This window comes from Streptomyces sp. NPDC023723 (assembly GCF_040639815.1).
In the GTDB taxonomy this organism is placed as follows: Bacteria; Actinomycetota; Actinomycetes; order Streptomycetales; family Streptomycetaceae; genus Streptomyces.
Genome location: NZ_JBFAAP010000002.1, coordinates 91,826 through 110,721, shown reverse-complemented (window position 1 = coordinate 110,721; position 18,896 = coordinate 91,826). Strand labels below are relative to the sequence as shown.

Here is an 18,896-nt window from a genome sequence, read left to right as displayed (position 1 = left end):
AGCCTCCGCGGTGGGGCGCGGGTGGGGTCTTGGGACAGCAGGTTGGATCGGTGGGGCCCGGCAAAGGTTGTCCGTACATTCACGAATTCGCATGTGGCCTGCGTCACGCCGGGCGGCGCGTCTTGGCGGGCGGGCGTGACGTAGCGAAGGGCCCCGCGGCAGTCCGCCGCGGGGCCCTTCGTCGGTCAGCACCGGCGTCAGGGCAGCGCCGGTGCCTGGGGAGCGGCGCCGGGGGGTCGCGCCGCTGGTCAGGACGCCCCACTGGGGTGCTCCGGCGGATGGGCGCGGGGCAAGTGGGGTGGTATGGGAGGAACTTGGGCTATGAACGCATCGTGCTGGATGAGGAGTAGCCTCCGCAACCATTTGACGCGGACTTGAACATTCCTGAACATTTCCCGTCGGTCGGCTCCGGGCGTCCCCGGAGCCGACCGTTCTCTTGGGTGACCGGACTGCTGTCCCCTGCCGTCCGGTCACTTTCTGGAGCGAGGTCCCACGACGTACGGCACGATCCGTCCGTACGTCTCATCGCTCCAGTGAGCCACGCGTGGTTCTTTCGGGCCCGCCCCTGGCTGGCACGGACACCGGGACCAACGAAGCCACGCGGTCACCGGTCACGCACCGGACGGGTGAGAACGGCCCCGAACTCAGGTCCGGGTCCGACCGGTCCGACCGGTCCGACCGGTTCGACCGGTCCGTCCGGTCCGACGGCTCAGACGCGGCCTCGGCACAGTTCCAGCAGCGTCATCGCGAGGGCGGTGCCGGGCTTGCCCAGAGCCTCGCGGTAGTGGCTGAGGACGGCCGTCTCGCGGGAGAGGTTCACGCGCCGGCCCCCGGAGGCGATCCGGGCGTCCTGGATGACGGCCGAGACGGCCATGCGTTCCTGGATCAGACCGATGATCCGGTCGTCGAGCGCGTCGATGCGCTCCCGGGCGCCGGTGATCACACCGGCGGCTTCGGGGGTACGGGCACCGGTCGCGGCGGCGGTGGTAGCGGTAGCGGTGGTGGTGGCGGTCATGTGGGCTCCTCGTCGGAACGGGGTGCCCCGGGACGGCAGGTCCGGGAGGAAAACGTCAGGCGCCCCGGGCCTTGTCGGCCCGGGGCGCCTGGGAAGTCGCTTGTCAGATGCTCAAGCAGCACGACCATGGCAGCCGGTGGGCCGGTTGCCATAGATAAATACGTAAGCCTGCTGCTTCAAGAACATGCACCCAGTATGCCGGGGGAACGCACCGTGGCCAAGCCTTTTCGGATGGCCTCCGGAAGTATCCGGAGGCCATCCGGATGGTGATCCGGATGGTGAGACGCGGCAGGGACGATCACGGCGGGGACGGGCCACGTGCCCACCTCGGTAGAATCGGAGTCACAAGACCCCCGCCCGACCGCCGGAAGGCACCTCGTGTCATCAGCGACTCCCGCTGCCAACGCCGCCCCCGACACCGTCCTGGTCGTCGACTTCGGCGCGCAGTACGCCCAGCTCATCGCCCGCCGCGTCCGCGAGGCCCGGGTCTACAGCGAGATCGTGCCGAGCACCATGCCGGTTCAGGACATGCTCGCCAAGAACCCGGCGGCCATCATCCTCTCCGGCGGCCCGTCCTCGGTCTACGCGGAGGGCGCCCCCCGCCTCGACCGCGAGATCTTCGAGGCCGGCGTCCCCGTCTTCGGCATGTGCTACGGCTTCCAGCTGATGGCGCAGTCCCTCGGCGGTACGGTGGACAACACCGGCGCCCGCGAGTACGGCCGTACCGACCTGGCCGTCTCCCGGCCGTTCTCCACCCTCTTCGAGGGCACCCCGGCCGAGCAGGCCGTCTGGATGTCGCACGGCGACGCCTGTTCCGCCGCCCCCGAGGGCTTCACCGTCACCGCCGCCACGGACGTCGTCCCGGTGGCCGCCTTCGAGAACGACGAGAAGAAGCTCTACGGCGTCCAGTACCACCCCGAGGTGATGCACTCCACGCACGGCCAGCAGGTCCTGGAGCACTTCCTCTACCGGGGCGCGGGCCTGACCCCGGACTGGACCACCGGCAACGTGATCGAGGAGCAGGTCGCCGCCATCCGCGAGCAGGTCGGCGACAAGCGTGCCATCTGCGGCCTGTCCGGCGGCGTGGACTCCGCGGTCGCCGCGGCCCTGGTCCAGAAGGCCATCGGCGCCCAGCTGACCTGCGTCTACGTCGACCACGGCCTGATGCGTCAGGGGGAGACCGAGCAGGTCGAGAAGGACTTCGTCGCCGCGACCGGCGTGCAGCTGAAGGTCGTGGACGCCGAGGAGCGGTTCCTGAAGGCGCTGGCCGGGGTCAGCGACCCCGAGGAGAAGCGGAAGATCATCGGCCGGGAGTTCATCCGGGTCTTCGAGCAGGCGCAGGCCGAGATCATCGCCGACGAGGGCCCGGCGGTCGAGTTCCTCGTGCAGGGCACCCTCTACCCGGACGTGGTCGAGTCCGGCGGCGGCACCGGCGCCGCCAACATCAAGTCGCACCACAACGTCGGCGGACTCCCGGAGGACCTGGAGTTCCAGCTGATCGAGCCGCTGCGCAAGCTGTTCAAGGACGAGGTCCGGATGGTCGGCCAGGAGCTCGGCCTGCCGGAGGAGATCGTCCAGCGCCAGCCCTTCCCGGGCCCGGGTCTGGGTATCCGGATCGTCGGCGAGGTGACGAAGGAGCGTCTCGACCTGCTCCGCGAGGCCGACGCCATCGCCCGCGAGGAGCTCACCGCGGCCGGCCTGGACCGGGACATCTGGCAGTGCCCGGTGGTGCTGCTCGCCGACGTCCGCTCGGTCGGCGTCCAGGGCGACGGCCGCACCTACGGCCACCCGATCGTGCTGCGTCCGGTCTCCTCCGAGGACGCCATGACCGCCGACTGGTCCCGGCTGCCGTACGACGTCCTCTCCCGTATCTCGACGCGGATCACCAACGAGGTCAAGGACGTCAACCGGGTCGTCCTGGACGTCACCAGCAAGCCGCCGGGGACCATCGAGTGGGAGTGAGCGCCCTCGCGGTTCTCACGTGCGCTTGATCGTGCGCAGCGGCTCCCCGGGATGCCAGACCTGGACGACGAGATACGTGTCGTCCGCCACGTAGGTCCGCGTGACCTCGGTCAGCTCGGTACGGAAGAGGTGGAACGGCTCCGGCGGTTCCACCTCTTCGACGTATCCGGCCTTCGTCTCCCCGTCCTCCACCTCGTACGCCCGTCCGCTGATCCGGACATCGCCCCCGCCCATGCCGGTGCCCTCGCCGGGGTTGGCCTGGAGCGCGAAGCGCGGGTCGCGGCGCAGGTCCAGGGCCTTGAGCGAGCCCGGCATCGTGCCGAGCCACAGCTCACCGGCGAGGAAACGCACCTCCAGACCGCTGGTCCGGGGCGAGCCGTCCGCCCGCAGGGTGGCGAGGGTGTGGTGGGTGTAGGCGCCGAAACGCCGCTCGACGGTCGTGGCGAGACCGGGTTCGGCGGCGGCGAAGGACGCCCAGGCCGCTGTCGCGCGCTGAGTCGGGCCTTGAGTGCCGCTGCGTTGAGCCGTGCCTGGAGTGCTGCCGCGCTGAGTCTGGCCTTCAGCGCTGCCGTGTTGGGTCATGGGCGGAGTCATGACCCGAGTCTCCTGGCCAACCCAGACATCTCCTGTCGGGTATCGACCGGGACGCGCCAGGTGTCCGCGTATTGCTCCGCACATTTACGGAACAGAACTGTCTTCCCGGGCTCACCGAGGGTAACTTCCGCCCCGTGAATCAACCCAGTGCCGGAGGACACATGCACGGGACGTCCGGGGCCGCTCCGCCCCCGCCGCGGCCTCTCGACAAGCTCCAGTTCGCGATGCCGCCGATGCACGAGTCCGTCGCCGACGAACGCCGGCACCGCAAGGAACGGCTGGCGGGCGCGCTCCGGATCTTCGGGCGCAACGGGCTGGAGGACGGCGTCTCCGGGCACATCACCGCCCGCGACCCCGAGTTCACCGACTGCTTCTGGGTCAACCCCTTCGGCCTGCCGTTCCGGCACGTCACGGTGAGCGACCTGGTGCTGGCCAACGCCGACGGTCAGGTGATCGAGGGCAGCTACCACGTCAACCAGGCCGCCTTCACCGTGCACTCCCAGGTGCACGCCGCCCGCCCCGACGTCGTCGCCGTCGCGCACTGCCACTCGGTGTACGGACGCGCGCTGGCCGCCCTCGGCGAGCTGCTCGACCCCATCACCCAGGAGAGCTGCGCCTTCTACGAGGACCACGCCCTCTACGACTCCTACAGCGGCGTCTCGGTCGACGCCGAGGAGGGCCGGCGTATCGCCGCGGCGCTCGGCTCCCGCAAGGCGCTGGTGCTGCGCAACCACGGCCTGCTGACGGTCGGCGACTCCGTGGACGCGGCGGCCTGGTGGTTCCTGTCCATGGAACGGTGCTGCCAGGTCCAGCTGACCGCCAAGGCGGCGGGCCGGCCGGTGCTGATCGACCACCAGCGGGCGGCGGCGACCTGGGAGCAGTTGGGCGGGGACCTGATGGCGTGGATCAACTACCAGCCGATGTGGCGCGAGATCAGCCGCGGGGAGCCCGATCTGCTGGACTGACTGGACCGGCTGGACCGGCTGGACCGGCTGGACCGGCTGGACCGGCTGGACCGAAGCGAGATACCACGGCCGTGCGCCTCAGAACTGCCGTCAGGACTGCCGCTGTAACTGCCGTCAGAACTGCCGGAGCACGACCGCCTTGGTCCTCGCGAACTCCTCGTCGGTGAGCACCCCGTCGCGGTGCAACTGCCCCAACTCGCGCAGTCGGCGCAGCAATACGTCGTGCTGGTCGGCCCGCGGCGGCATGGTGCGGGCCGGCGGGGGCCCGTGCGAGGGGTCGCCGGGGCCGAGGGCGGCGCGGGCCGACGGATGCGGCAGCCGGGCGGTGACGGCGGTGGCGACCAGCGCGGTGAGCAGATCGCGGCGGGCGTTGCCCCACAGGTCCAGGGCGAACGGGTCCTTCTCCGGCGGCAGCTTGGCGAACACCGTCTCCCGCGTCACGAACCGCAGGAAGCCGTCCTCGTAACCGGAGTTGGGCAGCCACTCGACCTGCACCAGGTCACCCACGTGGATGATTCTCGGGCCCGTGGCACGCTTGACCCGGTCGGAGGTGTCCGCCCAGTCGATCCGCACCTGGGTGCCGTCGAAGGAGACCGTGCCGTCGGACGAACGGACCGAGACCGGGACCGGTGGGCCGGGCAGGAGGTACGCCTTGGTGGGGTCCTTGGGAATCCGGTCGAGCAGCAGCGCGCGGCGGACCTCCTCGGCGACGTACTCGGCGATCCCGGCGCGGTCGGTGTCCACCGTCAGCCGGTAGGGGTCCGCCGGGTCGGGGAGCCGGCCGCCGGTCGCCTGGAGCAGCGGATCGGCGCCCTCCCGCAGCCGCAACCGGAGCCGCCCGCGCTTGCGTTCCGGTTCGAAGACGATGCCCGAGACGGCCTCCAGCGGCACGGCGACCTCCCCGTACGTCTGCCGGAACAGCGGCACCGAGCGGTGCAGACCCGGGGTGATCCGGACCGTGCTCCCGTCGAAGGCCCAGGCTCCGTCGCGCTGGATGATCTCGGCCATAAGGGAATTCTCGCAGCTGGGTCAACACCGCGGACCGCGCGTCACTCGTGCTGAGCAGACAGGGCCGGGGGTGCCCGGCGCGAACGGGGTGCTGTAGGGCACAATTCGCTGTCGTCCCGGGGGAGTTGCGGGTCTGGTCGCAAGGGTGCGGAAGGTGGATGTCGGGCGTGGCGGTGCAGGAGGCGAGACACGGTGGGGTGGGCACGCACGGGGGCGGATGCGAATGCGGTGACTGCCCGCACGGCGCACGTGAGGGCCATCGGCGGGCGGCCGCCGAGTTCGCCCTGCGCAGGGACGAGTTCGCCGCCGGTCAGGGGCTGCCGGCCGCGGTGGCCCACTCGGCGTCGGCGTCCCGGCAATGGGTCTCCGAGGAACTGACCCAGTCCGCCAGCCTGGTCGCCGAACGCGGCCGGGCCGAGGGCGGGGCCTGGCTGGCCGGCCTGTGGCGCCGCACGGCCGGCGTGGCCCTGGCGGCGGTGGTGGTCCTGCTGCTGGTGCAGGCGCTCACCGCGGTGGGCGCCGGCTGGACGCCCGCCCGGACCGCCGGACTGGTGGCCGCCCTGGTCGTGGCCGGGGCGCTGACGGCGGCATCCTGGTTCCACCGCGCCCGGGGCGGCGCGCTGGCCCCGGTCATCGGCGAGGACAACCGGCTCTCCACGTCCCGCGCCGTGGCGGTGGCCTGGGTGCTGTTCGTGGCCTACGCGGTGCTGGTGCTGGTCGGACAGTTGGCGCTGGCCTCCGCGCACGGCGACCGGGACGCGCTGATCTCCGGCCTGGAACTGCGCCGGGGCGCCGGTGCGGTGACCGTGCTCGCGGTGGTCTGCGGGATCGCGGTGCTGGTACGGCGGGTGGTCGGGCTGCGGGTGCTGGGACAACGGCTCCAGAAGGTACGGGCGGACCGGCCGCGCGCGGCCGATCTGCTGACGGACGACGCGGGACGCGGCACCTTCGCCGACATCCAGTACGTCGTGATCAACGGGGTCGCCCTGGTGTTCGGGGCGGTACGGCTGGCCCGGCGCCCGGAACAGCTGCCGGACCTGCCGTGGGGGCTGGCGGTGGTGGTGCTGGTGTCGGCGGCGACCTACCTGGCCGGCAAGTACGCCGAGGGCGGCCGTCCGGTGGTCCTGTCGGTGGTGCGCGCCCGCGAGGCCGGTGACCTGGACGGGCCGATCAGGACCGGCGACGACATCGAGATCCGGGGCGCCGGATTCGTGCCACCGGGGGCGCAGAACGCGGACCGGCTGTCGCGGATGGTGGTGCGGATCGGTCCGGTCAACGTGCACGTACCGCTGGTCCCGGTCGCCGGTGGCTTCAGCAACCCCACCGACTCGCTGCTGACCGTGCCCGTACCGGCGGACGTGGAGCCGGGGCGGGTCGAGGTGCAGGTGGTCACGGCGGCCGGGGTGGAGACCAACCGGTGCGTGGTCGAAGTGACGGACTGAGGCCGGATGTCGGGCTGAGGCCCGGATGACGGACTGAGGGCCGGCTGAGGGCCCGGCTGAGGGTCTGGCTGAGGTCCGACAGCGGGCGGGCGGAGGGGGCGGAGGGGGCGGAGGGGCCGGAGGGCGGACTGAGGCTGTCCCTGGCCTGTTTTGGTCTCCATATCGGTCAGAAAAGGGTCCGGTCGGGAAAATCTTGGCCCGCGAGGATTGAGCGCACTCTCCGTGTCGTACGTATGGTCGTCGAGGGGGTCTCGGCACGCGCGGCGAGAGGCGGCTGGCAGCGATGACTCACGGCATGCGGACGGACACGTCCCCCATCCACGGCGCGGACTGGCGGGAGCGGGCCACCCGGTACGCGCTCCTTCCTCTTCGGGTCTTCCTCGGCATCACCTTCATCTACGCCGGCATCGACAAACTCACCGACAGCGCCTTCATGAAGGACTCGGGCGCCGGCTCCGTCGGCGACATGATGCGGACCGTCCGGGACTCCTCGGCCATTCCCGCTCTCGTCGACCTCGCCCTGAAGAGCCCGTCCGGCTTCGGCTACGCCATCGCCTTCGGGGAACTTGCCGTCGGCATCGGCACCCTGATCGGTCTGCTCGCGCGGCTCGCAGCGTTCGGCGGCGCCCTGATCTCCCTCAGCCTGTGGCTGACGGTGAGCTGGGCCTCCGATCCCTACTACTACGGCAATGACCTGGCCTATCTCATGGCGTGGATTCCTCTCGTGCTGGCGGGTGCGCCGGTGCTGTCGCTGGACGCGGCGCTGCACGCGCGGCGTCGGCGGCGGCGGGGCGGGTACCGGTAACCAGCCCTGCCACGGCTCCGGTGCCAGTCAGCTCCGCGTGTCGGTGCGGGGCTCGGCCGGGGCGGGTGCGCCGTCCGCTGCCCGGCGGCGGCGCCGTGCCCCGTGGGCCAGCGTCCCCACCGCGCCGGCGAGGCACAGGCCGCCGACGACGACGGGGATCACAACGAACCACGGTGTCCGCCACAGTCCGCCCGCGTCCCCGGCGTAGACGACGCCCGCCGCGATGAGGAAGGCGCCGGCCACCAGCCGGCCCGGCTGGAACTCATGACGCAGCACGGCTGACCTCCACCTGGCCGACGCCGACCTGCACCTCGAGGTCGAGCGTCCCGCCGCTCTTGCCGCCCCCGGCCGGAGCCAGGGTCAGCCGCTGGTGCTTGTCCGGTGCCACGTCCACGTCCTTCTCGTCGTCGCCCGGCAACTGGATGTCGCCCAGTCCGACCTCGATGTCCAGCCGCACCGTCACGTCCGGCGGCACGACGACCCGTATTCGGCCCAGGCTCGCCTCGGCCCGGGTGCTGACCGTACGGCCCGCGGCCAGGTCCAGCCCGGACAGGTCCAGGGTGCCGTCACCGGTACCGACCTCGTACCGCTGCTTCACCTGCGCGGCCGAGGCCGGTGTCCAGTCGGCACGCACCCACTCGGTGCCGATGTCCTTGGGCAGGGCGGCCGACGCGGCGAGCAGCGCCGCGGTGACGATCGCGAGGAAGACCGAACCGGCCCCCGTGCGCCCCAGGAAGGCGCTGATCGCGATACCCACCCCGAACACGGCCAGCGCGCAGGCCAGGCCCGTCTGAAGGCTGGTGCCCAGGGCCTGCTCGCCCCAGCCGGCGCGGGTGCCGAGGACGCCGGCGGCGAGGGCCAGCAGGAAGACCCAGCCACCGATTCCCCGGGGGCCGCGCGGCCTGGGCGGCCTGGGCGGTCGGGGGTGGGGCGCTCCCGGCCGTGCCCGGTCGTCGGCGCGGTACCCGGCGCGGTCGGTGCCGTGGCCGTCCAGGTCGACATCGACGAAAGCCGCGATGTCCCGGGGACGGGAGTCGCTCGGCCCCCACAGGTACCCCGTGCCGCCGACATGGGAGCCGTCCTTGACTATGGGCTCGCGCCACCAGGACGGCCAGGTGAAGCTGATCGGCGGTGCCTGCGCCTCGGGCGGGGCGTCGGCGACGGCCTGCGCCGCGAGGGGGTCGGGCCCGGGAGTGCCGCGCTGCCGCGACCAGTACCCCGCACCCGCGAGAAGAAGGGAGAGGACGACGGCGAAGGTGAGCACCCCGCCGTTGTTCAGCATGGTCAGGAAGACCCCGCAGCCGACCAGGGCGAAGAGCACGGCCGCCAGCGCCTGGCCGTCGACCCGGCCGGTCAGCAGCTTGCGCACCTCGTTCTCGTCCTCGTCGTCGGCCGGGACGAACAGCCACGCGAAGCCGTAGAAGAGCAGACCGAGGCCGCCGGTCGCGGAGAGCACCGCCAGCGTGACCCGGAAGATCACCGGGTCCATGTCGCACTGCCGGCCGAGCCCCGCGCACACCCCGGCGACCACCTTGTGCCGCCGGTCGCGGCGGAAGCGGTGCGGCGGCGCGGCAAGGTCCGGCCCGGCACCGCTCCCACTCCCGGCACCGCTCCCGGCACCGGCGCCGGGCGTGGCGTTCTGCGGCCCGGCGCCCCGTGGCGGGCGCGGGCCGGCACCGGGTCCGGTACCCGCCGCGGCGCGCTCGTTTTCTGTCATGCGTCCATGGTGGCGGGCGCGGCGCCGCGACGGCAGCCGGTACGACCCTGGTCGGACCCTGATATCGGCCCCGAGCCGACGCCCGGGGGATGTTCGACCACAGGCCGCCCCGAAGATCAGGGGAGTCTCCGGGGTACACCCTGATGCCCCGGCCGTGGCGCCGTGTGACCATCGTTGGCATGCCGGAAGCCGCAGCAGCGCCAGTCGTCGAGCCACGGCCGCCGCGCAAGCTCTACCGCAGCAGCGACGGACGCTGGCTCGGTGGAGTGGCGCGGGGGCTCGCTGGACACCTCGGGCTGCCCGTGATCTGGGTGCGGCTGGTCTTCGTCGGCCTGTTCATGGCCGACGGACTGGGCGCGCTGCTGTACGCGGCGTTCTGGTTCTTCGTGCCGCTCGGAGTCGGCGGCGTCGACGCGCAGAAGCCGCCCTCCCTGGTCTCCGCCGAGACCTCCCCCGACGGCCGCCGCAGACTCGTCGCCCGCAGACCGGACAAGGGGCAGATCGTCGCCCTGCTCCTCATGGTCGTCGTGGCCATGGTCTTCGTGGGAAACGTCAATCTGAGCGGCGGGGCCAAGGCGTACCTCTGGCCGACCGTGCTGGTTGGCGCGGGCGTCGCCCTGGTCTGGCGGCAGGCGGACAACGCCCGCCGGGCCCGCTGGGTCGAGGCCGGCCGCCGCCGGCGCACGGTCCGGCTGCTGCGCGCGGTCGCCGGGGTGCTGCTGGTGACGGCCGGTGTCTCCGGCATCTTCGTGCTCCAGGGCTCCGCGGCCCACCTCGGCTCCGTGCTCCAGGCCGCCCTCGCCGTCCTGGTCGGCATAACGCTGCTGGCCGGGCCGTATCTGGTGCGCATGACGCAGGACCTCTCCGAGGAACGCCTGATGCGTATCCGGGCGCAGGAGCGCGCCGAGGTGGCCGCCCATGTGCACGACTCGGTGCTGCACACCCTGACCCTGATCCAGCGCAACGCCGAGAGCCCCGGCGAAGTGCGGCGGCTGGCCCGCGCCCAGGAGCGGGACCTGCGCGCCTGGCTCTACAAGCCGGAGGGCAACGGCAAGGACGAGGACGACGAGCCGACCACGCTCGCCGAGGCCGTGAAGCGCGACGCGGCCGAGGTCGAGGACAAGCACGGCGTCCCCATAGAGGTCGTCGTGGTCGGCGACTGTCCGCTCGACGAACGGATCGGAGCGCAGATGCAGGCCGCGCGCGAAGCGATGGTGAACGCCGCCAAGTACGGTGGCGAGGGCGGCGCCGTACAGGTCTTCGCCGAAGTCGAGGGCAGGACGGTCTTCGTGTCCGTCCGGGACCGGGGCCCCGGCTTCGACCTCGAATCCATACCCGCCGACCGGATGGGTGTCAGAGAATCGATCATCGGCCGCATGGAGCGACACGGCGGCACGGCGCGGCTGCGCGCGGTGCCCGGCGGCGGCACGGAGGTCGAGCTGGAGATGGAGAGGGCGGAGAAGACGTCATGAGCGACCCGACCGAGGCGAACGAGACGGCGGCCGCGGCCGAGCGGCACGTGCGGGTGGTCCTCGTCGACGACCACCGCATGTTCCGTACGGGCGTGCAGGCGGAGATCGGCCAGACCGAGCAGACCGGGGTCGAGGTGGTCGGCGAGGCCGCCGACGTCGACCAGGCGGTCACCGTCATCACCGCGACCCGGCCCGAGGTGGTCCTCCTCGATGTCCACCTCCCGGGCGGCGGCGGCGTCGAAGTCCTGCGCCGCTGCGCCCCCTTGATGGCCGACGCCGAGCAGCCCGTCCGCTTCCTCGCCCTGTCCGTCTCGGACGCGGCGGAGGACGTGATCGGCGTGATCCGCGGCGGCGCGCGGGGCTACGTCACCAAGACGATCACCGGTACCGACCTCGTCGACTCCGTCTTCCGCGTCCAGGAGGGCGACGCGGTCTTCTCGCCCCGGCTGGCCGGCTTCGTCCTCGACGCCTTCGCCTCCACCGACGCCCCACCGGTCGACGAGGACCTCGACCGCCTCACCCAGCGCGAGCGCGAGGTCCTGCGCCTCATCGCCCGCGGCTACGCGTACAAGGAGATCGCCAAGCAGCTGTTCATCTCGGTCAAGACGGTCGAGTCCCATGTCTCGGCGGTCCTGCGCAAGCTGCAGCTGTCCAACCGGCACGAGCTGACCCGCTGGGCCACCGCGCGGCGGCTGGTCTGACGCGGTTGGAAACCGAACGAGCTTGCCGATGCCGCCCGCCCGCCCCAGGGTTCGGCGCCCCAGTCGTCCGCCGGCGTTTCGACGAGGAGCACCCGGCCCGACCATGAGCCAGGGGTCGTCCCGGGCTTGTTGCAGACCGGGGATACGCACTACAGCTACAGCTACAGCTACAGCTACAGCTACAGCTACAGCGAAGGCAGTAACCGTCTGGAGGTCGCCCTCGATTGCCGCAAGTCGAGCCACAGCGAGGACCAAGGCCGCGCCGTCAGGCCACCCGTGTCGCTCCCGCGAACGGCATCTCGTCCACCGGGGCCACCCGGACCGGGGACGACGGGTTCGGGGCGTGGATCATCCGGCCGTTGCCCACGTACAGGCCGACGTGGGTGACGCCGGGGTAGAAGAAGACCAGGTCGCCCGGGCGGAGTTCGGCCCGTGAGACTCGGTGGCCGGTGTCGATCTGGGCGTAGGTCGTGCGGGGCAGTGCGACGCCCGCGGAGCGGTACGCCGCCTGGATGAGACCCGAGCAGTCGAAGGCGTTCGGGCCGGTCGCGCCCCAGACGTAGGGGCTGCCGAGCTTGGCGTAGGCGTACGCGACGGCTGCCGCGGCGCGCGGATTCGGGGCCTCGGCGGCGCCGGCGGACAGGGCGTCGCGGTCGCCCGCGGAGCGAGCGGCGTGGGCGGGTTGCGGCTCGGTGAGCCGGGACAGCAGCCGGCGGGCCTGCGCCAGTTTGCCGGTGATGGTCGCGCGGTGGCGTTTCAGTTCCGCCTGCCGGGAGGCCAGCGAGGCGACCTCCACGCGGGCGGCGCCGCGCAGCCGCTCGATCTCCCGCAACTGCTTGCGCACGCCGGCGACGGCGGTCGCGTGCCGGTCGCCCGCCCGCTCGATCCGGGCGGCCGAGTCGAGATACCGGTCGGGTTCGGCGGAGAGCGCGAGCCGCAGGGCCGGATCGAGGCCGCCGTCACGGTACTGGGCCGCCGCCACGGAACCGAGCGCCGTACGCGCCTCGCCGAGCCGTTCCTCCTTGCGCGCGGTCTCGTCCCGCAGGCGTTCCAGCCGCCGCTCGGCCGCGTCCGCCCGCTCCCTGGTGCCGTTGTACTGCTCGGTGGCGGCCTCGGCCTCCCGGTACAGCCGGTCCACCGTGGCCTCGACCTGGGCCGGAGTCGGCTCCGGTGCCGCGTGTCCGGTGCCGTCCCACCCGGTGGCGGTCGCCGCGCCCGCGAGGGCGATCGTCGCGGCGGTCCGGGCGGAGGTGCGGTGCACCGTGCGCTGCCGGAGCCTGCGGTGTGCTGCCACCGGGATTCCATTCCTTCCGTACGACGACACGACGACTGCCACGCCCCCCCCGCGAGACCCGGCGGCGGTCCCGTACAGGGGAACGGGGCCGCCGCCGGGCCTTCTGGCGGTGGTACCGGCTGCCGCCCCTGGCCCGGACGGCGGTGGGAAGCCGGTCACCTGGTGCAGGACGTTAGACCGGGCCGAGGCGAAAGAGTGACGGCTTGCACGTAAATGACGGGAGGGGATCGCTGCGTGACTGCATGTAACGATGATCTCTGTCGCGAGTCGTTGTCTTTACGCAGAGTGATGACCGATGTGCGGGATCGTGAAGCCGGCGGCCGGGTGGAGTGCTATCCCCGCGCTGCCGGGCGCGCGGCCTTCACTAGGCTCCGGACTCATGGACGTACTCATCCACCTCTTCGTCGGCCTGCACATCATCGGTATCGCCGCGCTGCTCGGCGGCTTCCTCACCCAGATGAAGGCGATGGGCGACGGCACCGCCCGGTTCGGTCCGGCGATGCTGCACGGTGCGCTGACCATGCTGGTCACCGGGGTGATCCTGGTGGGTCTCAACCAGGCCGACGACCAGTCCGTCAACAACATCAAGATCGGCGTGAAGCTCGCCGTGCTGATCGTGATCCTCGGCCTGGTCTATGTGAAGCGGGACGAGGAGAAGGTGGAGAAGGGGCTGTTCGGGCTGGTCGGGGCGTTGACGCTGGTGAACATCTTCATCGCGGTGCTGTGGACCTGAGGGCCGACCGCGCGGACCCGACCGCCCCGGCGGCCACCACCAGCCACACGGCCACCGCGATCCACAGCAGGACCTGACCGGGCCCCTTCAGCCACGGCACCTCCACGGCGGCGGCGACGGACAGCGTCGCCGCCGCCGTCATGCCGAGCGGGAAGACGGTCGACCAGCGGCGTACGTCGTAGCGGAGCCGGGGGCGGAGGAGTTCGGCGGCGAGGAGGACGACGTACCAGGTCAGGTCGAGGACGAGGAGGGCGACGGTGGTGGTGCGCAGGGCGTCGCCGTCGTCCCGGTTCCACAGGTACATGCCGCTGCCGCCGGCGGCGAGCAGCTTGGACCCGGCGAGCGCCGAGATGGCGAGCGCGCCGGCCGCGATCCAGTGGTCCCCGGTGCCCCGGGCCACCTGCCGCCAGTCGAAATGGAACAGGGCGGCGGCGTAGAGCACCAGGCCAAGCCAGAACGGCACCAGTGCGGCGTGCGCCAGCCAGGGCGTCGAGGTGGCGGCGGCGAGCGTGGCCCCGAGCACGGCGAGGCCCTGGGTGGCCACACAGCCGAGGAAGACCGCCCCCGGCATGGACCGGCTCCAGTGCCGGATCACCAGGACGAGCAGTCCGGGCCACAGTGCCGTGGCCAGTGCCAGCAGCACGGCTGCCAGTGGCTGCCGGCCAAGGAGCGCGAAGCGGGTGCCGAGGACGGTGGTGGCGGCGATGGCGGTGAGCGCGCCCGGGGTGGCCGCCTGCGCCACCCACTTCGGGCGCTCGCGCAGCAGCAGGACGACGAAGTTCAGCGCCAGGCCGAGCCAGGCGGCGCTGCCCAGGACCAGGGCGATCCCGGACAGCACCTCGTGTCCCGTCAGGTGTAGGCCGACCGACAGGATGCCGGTCGCCATCACGGCGGCCCCGGCGGCCGGCGGCCGCCCCGCCCACCAGGTGCGCAGCGCGGAGATACCGGATGACATGGGCCCGATGCTAGAGAGCGGAACCCCTCAGGCCGGGCGCACCACGCTGTAGATCGACGACTCGCCGTCGTAGTAGACGGACTCCTCACGGACGTACGCGCCCGGCTTCGGCGCGTGGATCATCATGCCGTTGCCGATGTACAGGCCGACGTGCGAGATGTCGTCGTAGAAGAAGACCAGGTCACCGGGTTGAGCGGCGGATATCGACACCGTCGTGCCGGCGTTGACCTGGTCGTAGGTGGTGCGCGGCAGATCGACGCCGGCGTCCTTCCAGGCGGCCTGGGTGAGGCCGGAGCAGTCGTAGGAGTCGGGGCCGGTGGCGCCCCAGACGTACGGTTTGCCGATCTGGGCGCGGGCGAAGGCCAGGGCCTTTTCGGCCTTGGTGGCGTACGAGGAGTCGGTGGCGGAGGACGATCCGGTCCCGGTCGCCGAAGAGCCGCTCTCCTCCTCGGCCGCCGCTGCTGCGGCCTTCTCCTGGCGCTGCTGCTCCGCGGCCTGCTGCCGGGCCAGTTCCTCGGCCTCGCGGGCGGCCTCCTGCTGCTCCTTCTTCTCGATTGCCGCCAGGCGGGCCTTCTCCTCGGCGGTCAGGTCGGCCAGCAGCTCCCGCGCGGAGGAGAGTTTCGTCTGGACGGTGGCCTTGGCCGACTTCAGGTCCTGCTGCGAGGCGGTGAGCGTCTGGAGGCTCTCGGTGGCCTCCTGGCGCTTCTCCATCGTTTCGGCCTGCTGGGTGGCGTAGTCGTCGACCATCTGCTTCTGGCGGCCGGTGAGCCGGTCCATCAGCTGGTTCTGGTCGAAGTAGTCCTGCGGGGAGTCCGCGAGCAGGAGGGTCGCGGTGTCGGAGACGGCCGCGCCGGTGCGGTACTGGGCGGCGGCGAAGGAACCCAGCTCCTCGCGCGCGTCGTTGAGCACCTGGGTGCGCTTGGCCACATTGTCCAGGAGGGTGTCGACCTGCTCGCGCTGTTTCGCGGCCTTCTCCTTGGCCGCGTTGTACTGCTCGGTGGCCGATCCGGCCTGCCGGTAGAGGTCGTCGACCTTCTTCTGGACCTCTTCGAGACTGGGCCGGTCGTCGGCGGGGGCGGCGGTGGCCGTCTGGGAGAGCAGGGCCACGGAGGTGAGCGCGGCCGTGGCCAGGACGGGGGTCCGGATGCCTGCCACGCGCGTGCCGGCGGGACGCGACTTGCGGTGCGACGCCAAGGGAGGCGACTCCTTCCGTGCTCCGCTTACCAGGGTTAGCGATGGGGGCGCCCCGGGCCGTCGGGCCTGGGGGAGGGCTCGGGCGTGGTGGAACGTGCGGAAGGCCGCCCTACGATTCGTGGCCCCGGGGAGGGCTGTGAACCGACTCACCCCATGTCACGGTGGGGCCCCGGTTCCGGGTGCCGTGCGGGCACGCCGGATTCGGCGGAGGCCGCGCGGCCCGGCGACGTTCGCCGGTGGGGGTCGTGCGGCCTGCCCCGCACCGTAGCCAACTCGTGTGGCAGCTGTGAAGGTTGAAGGGTGATATGCCCGATACATTTTCGTGACCTCGCCGCTGGGGGCTGTTAGTGTTCACGCTGTGTGATAAATGGTGACGGGAGCGTGTTCGGGAGCGTGCGGCCTGTCGTTTCCGGGGGCTGCTCGGGAGCGTGCGGCGGTGCCCGGCGGCCCGTCCGTCGGGCGGGTTTTCGAGGCGGCGTCCGGTTGTCAGTGGGGCGCCCTAGACTCGTAGAGCGATGAGCAGCCTCTTTGACGACAGCTTCCTGGCGAACCTCCAGGCCCCCCGCGGCCACGAGGAGGAACCTCCGCCGCCGCCCGAGGACGAGCAGCACGGACCGGAGCCGATCCCGGACGATCTGTTCGCCGGGAAGTTCGACGTGCCCCCGGACCGGGACCAGTACTACCGGGACGGCGCCCCACGGCCGGTACTGGACTCCGCCGCGCTCCTGGAGGGGCTGAACGAGAACCAGCGCGCCGCGGTCACGCACGCCGGTTCCCCGCTGCTCATCGTGGCCGGCGCCGGCTCCGGCAAGACCCGGGTACTCACCCACCGCATCGCCCACCTGCTCGGCGAGCGCGGTGTCCACCCCGGCCAGATCCTCGCGATCACCTTCACCAACAAGGCCGCGGGCGAGATGAAGGAGCGCGTCGAGCAGCTCGTCGGACCGCGCGCGAACGCGATGTGGGTGATGACCTTCCACAGCGCCTGCGTCCGCATCCTGCGCAGGGAGTCCAAGCAGCTCGGCTTCACGTCGTCGTTCTCGATCTACGACGCCGCCGACTCCAAGCGGCTGATGGCGCTGGTCTGCCGGGACCTGGACCTCGACCCGAAGCGGTTCCCGCCGAAGTCCTTCAGCGCCAAGATCTCGAACCTGAAGAACGAGCTGATCGACGAGGAGGACTTCGCCGCCCAGGCAGGCGACGGCTTCGAGAAGACCCTCGCCCAGGCGTACGCGATGTACCAGGCGCGGCTGCGCGAGGCCAACGCGCTCGACTTCGACGACCTGATCATGACGACGGTCAACCTGCTGCGCGCGTTCCCGGACGTCGCCGAGCACTACCGGCGCCGCTTCCGGCACGTCCTGGTCGACGAGTACCAGGACACCAACCACGCGCAGTACGCCCTGGTGCGCGAGCTGGTCGGCACCGGTGTCCACGACGAGGACGTCCCGCCGAGCGAGGGCGAGCTGCCGCCCGCCGAGCTGTGCGTCGTGGGCGACGCCGACCAGTCGATCTACGCCTTCCGCGGCGCGACCATCCGCAACATCCTCCAGTTCGAGGAGGATTACCCGGACGCGACCACGATCCTGCTGGAGCAGAACTACCGCTCCACCCAGACCATCCTGAGCGCCGCCAACGCGGTCATCGAGCGCAACGAGTCGCGCCGCCCCAAGAACCTGTGGACCAACGCGGGCGCGGGCGCGCAGATCACCGGGTACGTCGCCGACACCGAGCACGACGAGGCGCAGTTCGTCGCCGACGAGATCGACCGGCTCACGGACGCGGGTGAGGCCAAGGCCGGCGACGTCGCCGTCTTCTACCGCACCAACGCCCAGTCCCGCGTCTTCGAAGAGATCTTCATCCGCACCGGCCTGCCCTACAAGGTCGTCGGCGGCGTCCGCTTCTACGAGCGCAAGGAGGTCCGGGACGTCCTGGCCTACCTGCGGGTACTGGCCAATCCGGAGGACTCGGTACCGCTGCGGCGCATCCTGAACGTGCCCAAGCGCGGGATCGGGGACCGCGCCGAGGCCATGATCGACGCCCTCGCCCAGCGCGAGAAGATCAGCTTCCCGCAGGCGCTGCGGCGCGTCGACGAGGCGTACGGCATGGCCGCGCGCTCCACGAACGCCGTCAAGCGCTTCAACACGCTGATGGAAGACCTCCGTACGATCGTCGAGTCCGGTGCCGGACCGGCCACCGTGCTGGAGGCCATACTGGAACGCACCGGCTACCTCGCCGAGTTGCAGGCGTCCACCGACCCGCAGGACGAGACCCGGATCGAGAACCTTCAGGAACTCGCCGCCGTCGCTCTGGAGTTCGAGCAGGAGCGGGCCGAGGGGGAGTCCGCGGGCGGGCTCGCCGACTTCCTGGAACGGGTCGCGCTGGTCGCCGACTCCGACCAGATCCCCGACGAGGAGGACGGCGACGGCGTCGTCACCCTGATGACGCTGCACACCGCCAAGGGCCTGGAGTTCCCGGTGGTCTTCCTGACCGGCATGGAGGACGGCGTCTTCCCGCACATGCGCGCCCTCGGCCAGGCCAAGGAACTGGAGGAGGAACGGCGGCTGGCCTACGTCGGCATCACGCGGGCGCGCGAGCGGCTGTATCTGACCCGGTCCACGCTGCGCAGCGCCTGGGGACAGCCCTCGTACAACCCGCCCTCCCGGTTCCTGGAGGAGATCCCGGCGGCCCACCTGGCCTGGAAGCGGACCGGAGCGAGTGCCTCCGCCTCGTCCGCCGGGCCGGTCTCCGGGGTGGCGGCGTCGCTGTCCTCGTCTCGGTCGCGGTCGTCGGCGCAGGGCGGGTCCGGGTTCGCCACGCGCCGCACCGGTGAGCAGCCGGCGGTCTCGCTGGCGGTCGGGGACCGGGTCACGCACGACCAGTTCGGGCTCGGCACCGTGGTCGCGGTGAAGGGCACCGGTGGCAACGCCGAGGCGACGATCGACTTCGGCGACACCAAGCCGAAGCGGCTGCTGCTGCGGTACGCGCCGGTGGAGAAACTCTGACGGCACTTGTGACGGCCGCCCCCGCGGGGGCTCG

16 protein-coding genes are annotated in these 18,896 nt (G+C 71.7%); 8 read left to right on the top strand and 8 right to left on the bottom strand.

Annotation, left to right across the window (positions count from 1 at the left end):
- Positions 1-709 precede the first annotated feature (709 nt).
- Entirely contained in the window at positions 710-1,015 is a 306-nt protein-coding gene (locus AB0G32_RS03240; protein ID WP_361157406.1) for a chorismate mutase, read from the bottom strand.
- 378 nt (positions 1,016-1,393) lie between these two features.
- On the opposite strand from AB0G32_RS03240, the gene guaA reads away from it, so the two are divergent.
- Positions 1,394-2,977 (top strand): glutamine-hydrolyzing GMP synthase, encoded by a 1,584-nt coding sequence (gene guaA, locus AB0G32_RS03235; RefSeq protein WP_361157403.1) that lies wholly within the window; start codon positions 1,394-1,396, stop codon positions 2,975-2,977.
- 15 nt (positions 2,978-2,992) lie between these two features.
- On the opposite strand, the gene AB0G32_RS03230 is transcribed toward guaA, so the two are convergent.
- Positions 2,993-3,571, bottom strand: coding sequence for a pyridoxamine 5'-phosphate oxidase family protein (locus AB0G32_RS03230; RefSeq protein ID WP_361157400.1), 579 nt, complete (start codon positions 3,569-3,571; stop codon positions 2,993-2,995).
- Between the two features lie 161 nt (positions 3,572-3,732).
- On the opposite strand from AB0G32_RS03230, the gene AB0G32_RS03225 reads away from it, so the two are divergent.
- Complete coding sequence (locus AB0G32_RS03225) at positions 3,733-4,536, top strand: class II aldolase/adducin family protein (RefSeq protein WP_361157397.1); 804 nt, start codon at positions 3,733-3,735, stop codon at positions 4,534-4,536.
- 114 nt (positions 4,537-4,650) lie between these two features.
- Here AB0G32_RS03225 and AB0G32_RS03220 read toward each other — a convergent pair whose 3' ends face one another.
- On the bottom strand, positions 4,651-5,544 hold the full coding sequence (locus tag AB0G32_RS03220; RefSeq protein WP_361157394.1) for a DUF4429 domain-containing protein: 894 nt from the start codon (positions 5,542-5,544) through the stop codon (positions 4,651-4,653).
- Positions 5,545-5,702: 158 nt separating this feature from the next.
- Between AB0G32_RS03220 and AB0G32_RS03215 the strand changes: the two genes are divergently transcribed.
- Positions 5,703-6,986 carry a hypothetical protein gene (locus AB0G32_RS03215; RefSeq protein ID WP_361157391.1) on the top strand — a complete coding sequence of 428 codons (1,284 nt, stop codon included), beginning with the start codon at positions 5,703-5,705 and terminating at the stop codon, positions 6,984-6,986.
- Positions 6,987-7,269: 283 nt separating this feature from the next.
- A complete protein-coding gene (locus AB0G32_RS03210) occupies positions 7,270-7,791 on the top strand; it encodes a DoxX family protein (protein WP_361157388.1) in 522 nt (173 codons plus the stop codon).
- A gap of 27 nt (positions 7,792-7,818) precedes the next feature.
- Here the strand turns inward: AB0G32_RS03210 and AB0G32_RS03205 are convergent, their stop codons facing one another.
- Both AB0G32_RS03205 and AB0G32_RS03200 read right to left on the bottom strand, forming a co-directional pair.
- Positions 7,819-8,067: a hypothetical protein gene (locus AB0G32_RS03205; RefSeq protein ID WP_361157385.1), complete on the bottom strand. Its 249-nt coding sequence runs from the start codon at positions 8,065-8,067 to the stop codon at positions 7,819-7,821.
- Positions 8,054-9,508 carry a PspC domain-containing protein gene (locus tag AB0G32_RS03200; protein WP_361157382.1) on the bottom strand — a complete coding sequence of 485 codons (1,455 nt, stop codon included), beginning with the start codon at positions 9,506-9,508 and terminating at the stop codon, positions 8,054-8,056. Before AB0G32_RS03200 ends, AB0G32_RS03205 begins: the two co-directional genes overlap by 14 nt.
- Positions 9,509-9,687: 179 nt before the next feature.
- Between AB0G32_RS03200 and AB0G32_RS03195 the strand changes: the two genes are divergently transcribed.
- Entirely contained in the window at positions 9,688-10,980 is a 1,293-nt protein-coding gene (locus AB0G32_RS03195; protein ID WP_361157379.1) for a PspC domain-containing protein, read from the top strand.
- Positions 10,977-11,681, top strand: coding sequence for a response regulator transcription factor (locus AB0G32_RS03190; RefSeq protein WP_361157377.1), 705 nt, complete (start codon positions 10,977-10,979; stop codon positions 11,679-11,681). The genes AB0G32_RS03195 and AB0G32_RS03190 overlap by 4 nt, the downstream gene beginning before the upstream one ends.
- Before the next feature lie 265 nt (positions 11,682-11,946).
- Here AB0G32_RS03190 and AB0G32_RS03185 read toward each other — a convergent pair whose 3' ends face one another.
- The gene (locus AB0G32_RS03185; RefSeq protein ID WP_361157374.1) at positions 11,947-12,975 is read right to left on the bottom strand and encodes an NlpC/P60 family protein; all 1,029 of its coding nucleotides are present in this window, start codon (positions 12,973-12,975) and stop codon (positions 11,947-11,949) included.
- Between the two features lie 379 nt (positions 12,976-13,354).
- Between AB0G32_RS03185 and AB0G32_RS03180 the strand changes: the two genes are divergently transcribed.
- The gene (locus AB0G32_RS03180) at positions 13,355-13,708 is read left to right on the top strand and encodes a hypothetical protein (protein WP_361157371.1); all 354 of its coding nucleotides are present in this window, start codon (positions 13,355-13,357) and stop codon (positions 13,706-13,708) included.
- Here AB0G32_RS03180 and AB0G32_RS03175 read toward each other — a convergent pair.
- Positions 13,686-14,663, bottom strand: coding sequence for a tellurite resistance/C4-dicarboxylate transporter family protein (locus tag AB0G32_RS03175; protein WP_361157369.1), 978 nt, complete (start codon positions 14,661-14,663; stop codon positions 13,686-13,688). The genes AB0G32_RS03180 and AB0G32_RS03175 overlap by 23 nt on opposite strands.
- A gap of 27 nt (positions 14,664-14,690) precedes the next feature.
- On the bottom strand, positions 14,691-15,857 hold the full coding sequence (locus AB0G32_RS03170) for an NlpC/P60 family protein (protein ID WP_361157367.1): 1,167 nt from the start codon (positions 15,855-15,857) through the stop codon (positions 14,691-14,693).
- 515 nt (positions 15,858-16,372) lie between these two features.
- On the opposite strand from AB0G32_RS03170, the gene pcrA reads away from it, so the two are divergent.
- A complete protein-coding gene (gene pcrA, locus AB0G32_RS03165) occupies positions 16,373-18,862 on the top strand; it encodes a DNA helicase PcrA (protein ID WP_361157364.1) in 2,490 nt (829 codons plus the stop codon).
- The last annotated feature ends 34 nt before the right edge of the window (positions 18,863-18,896 follow it).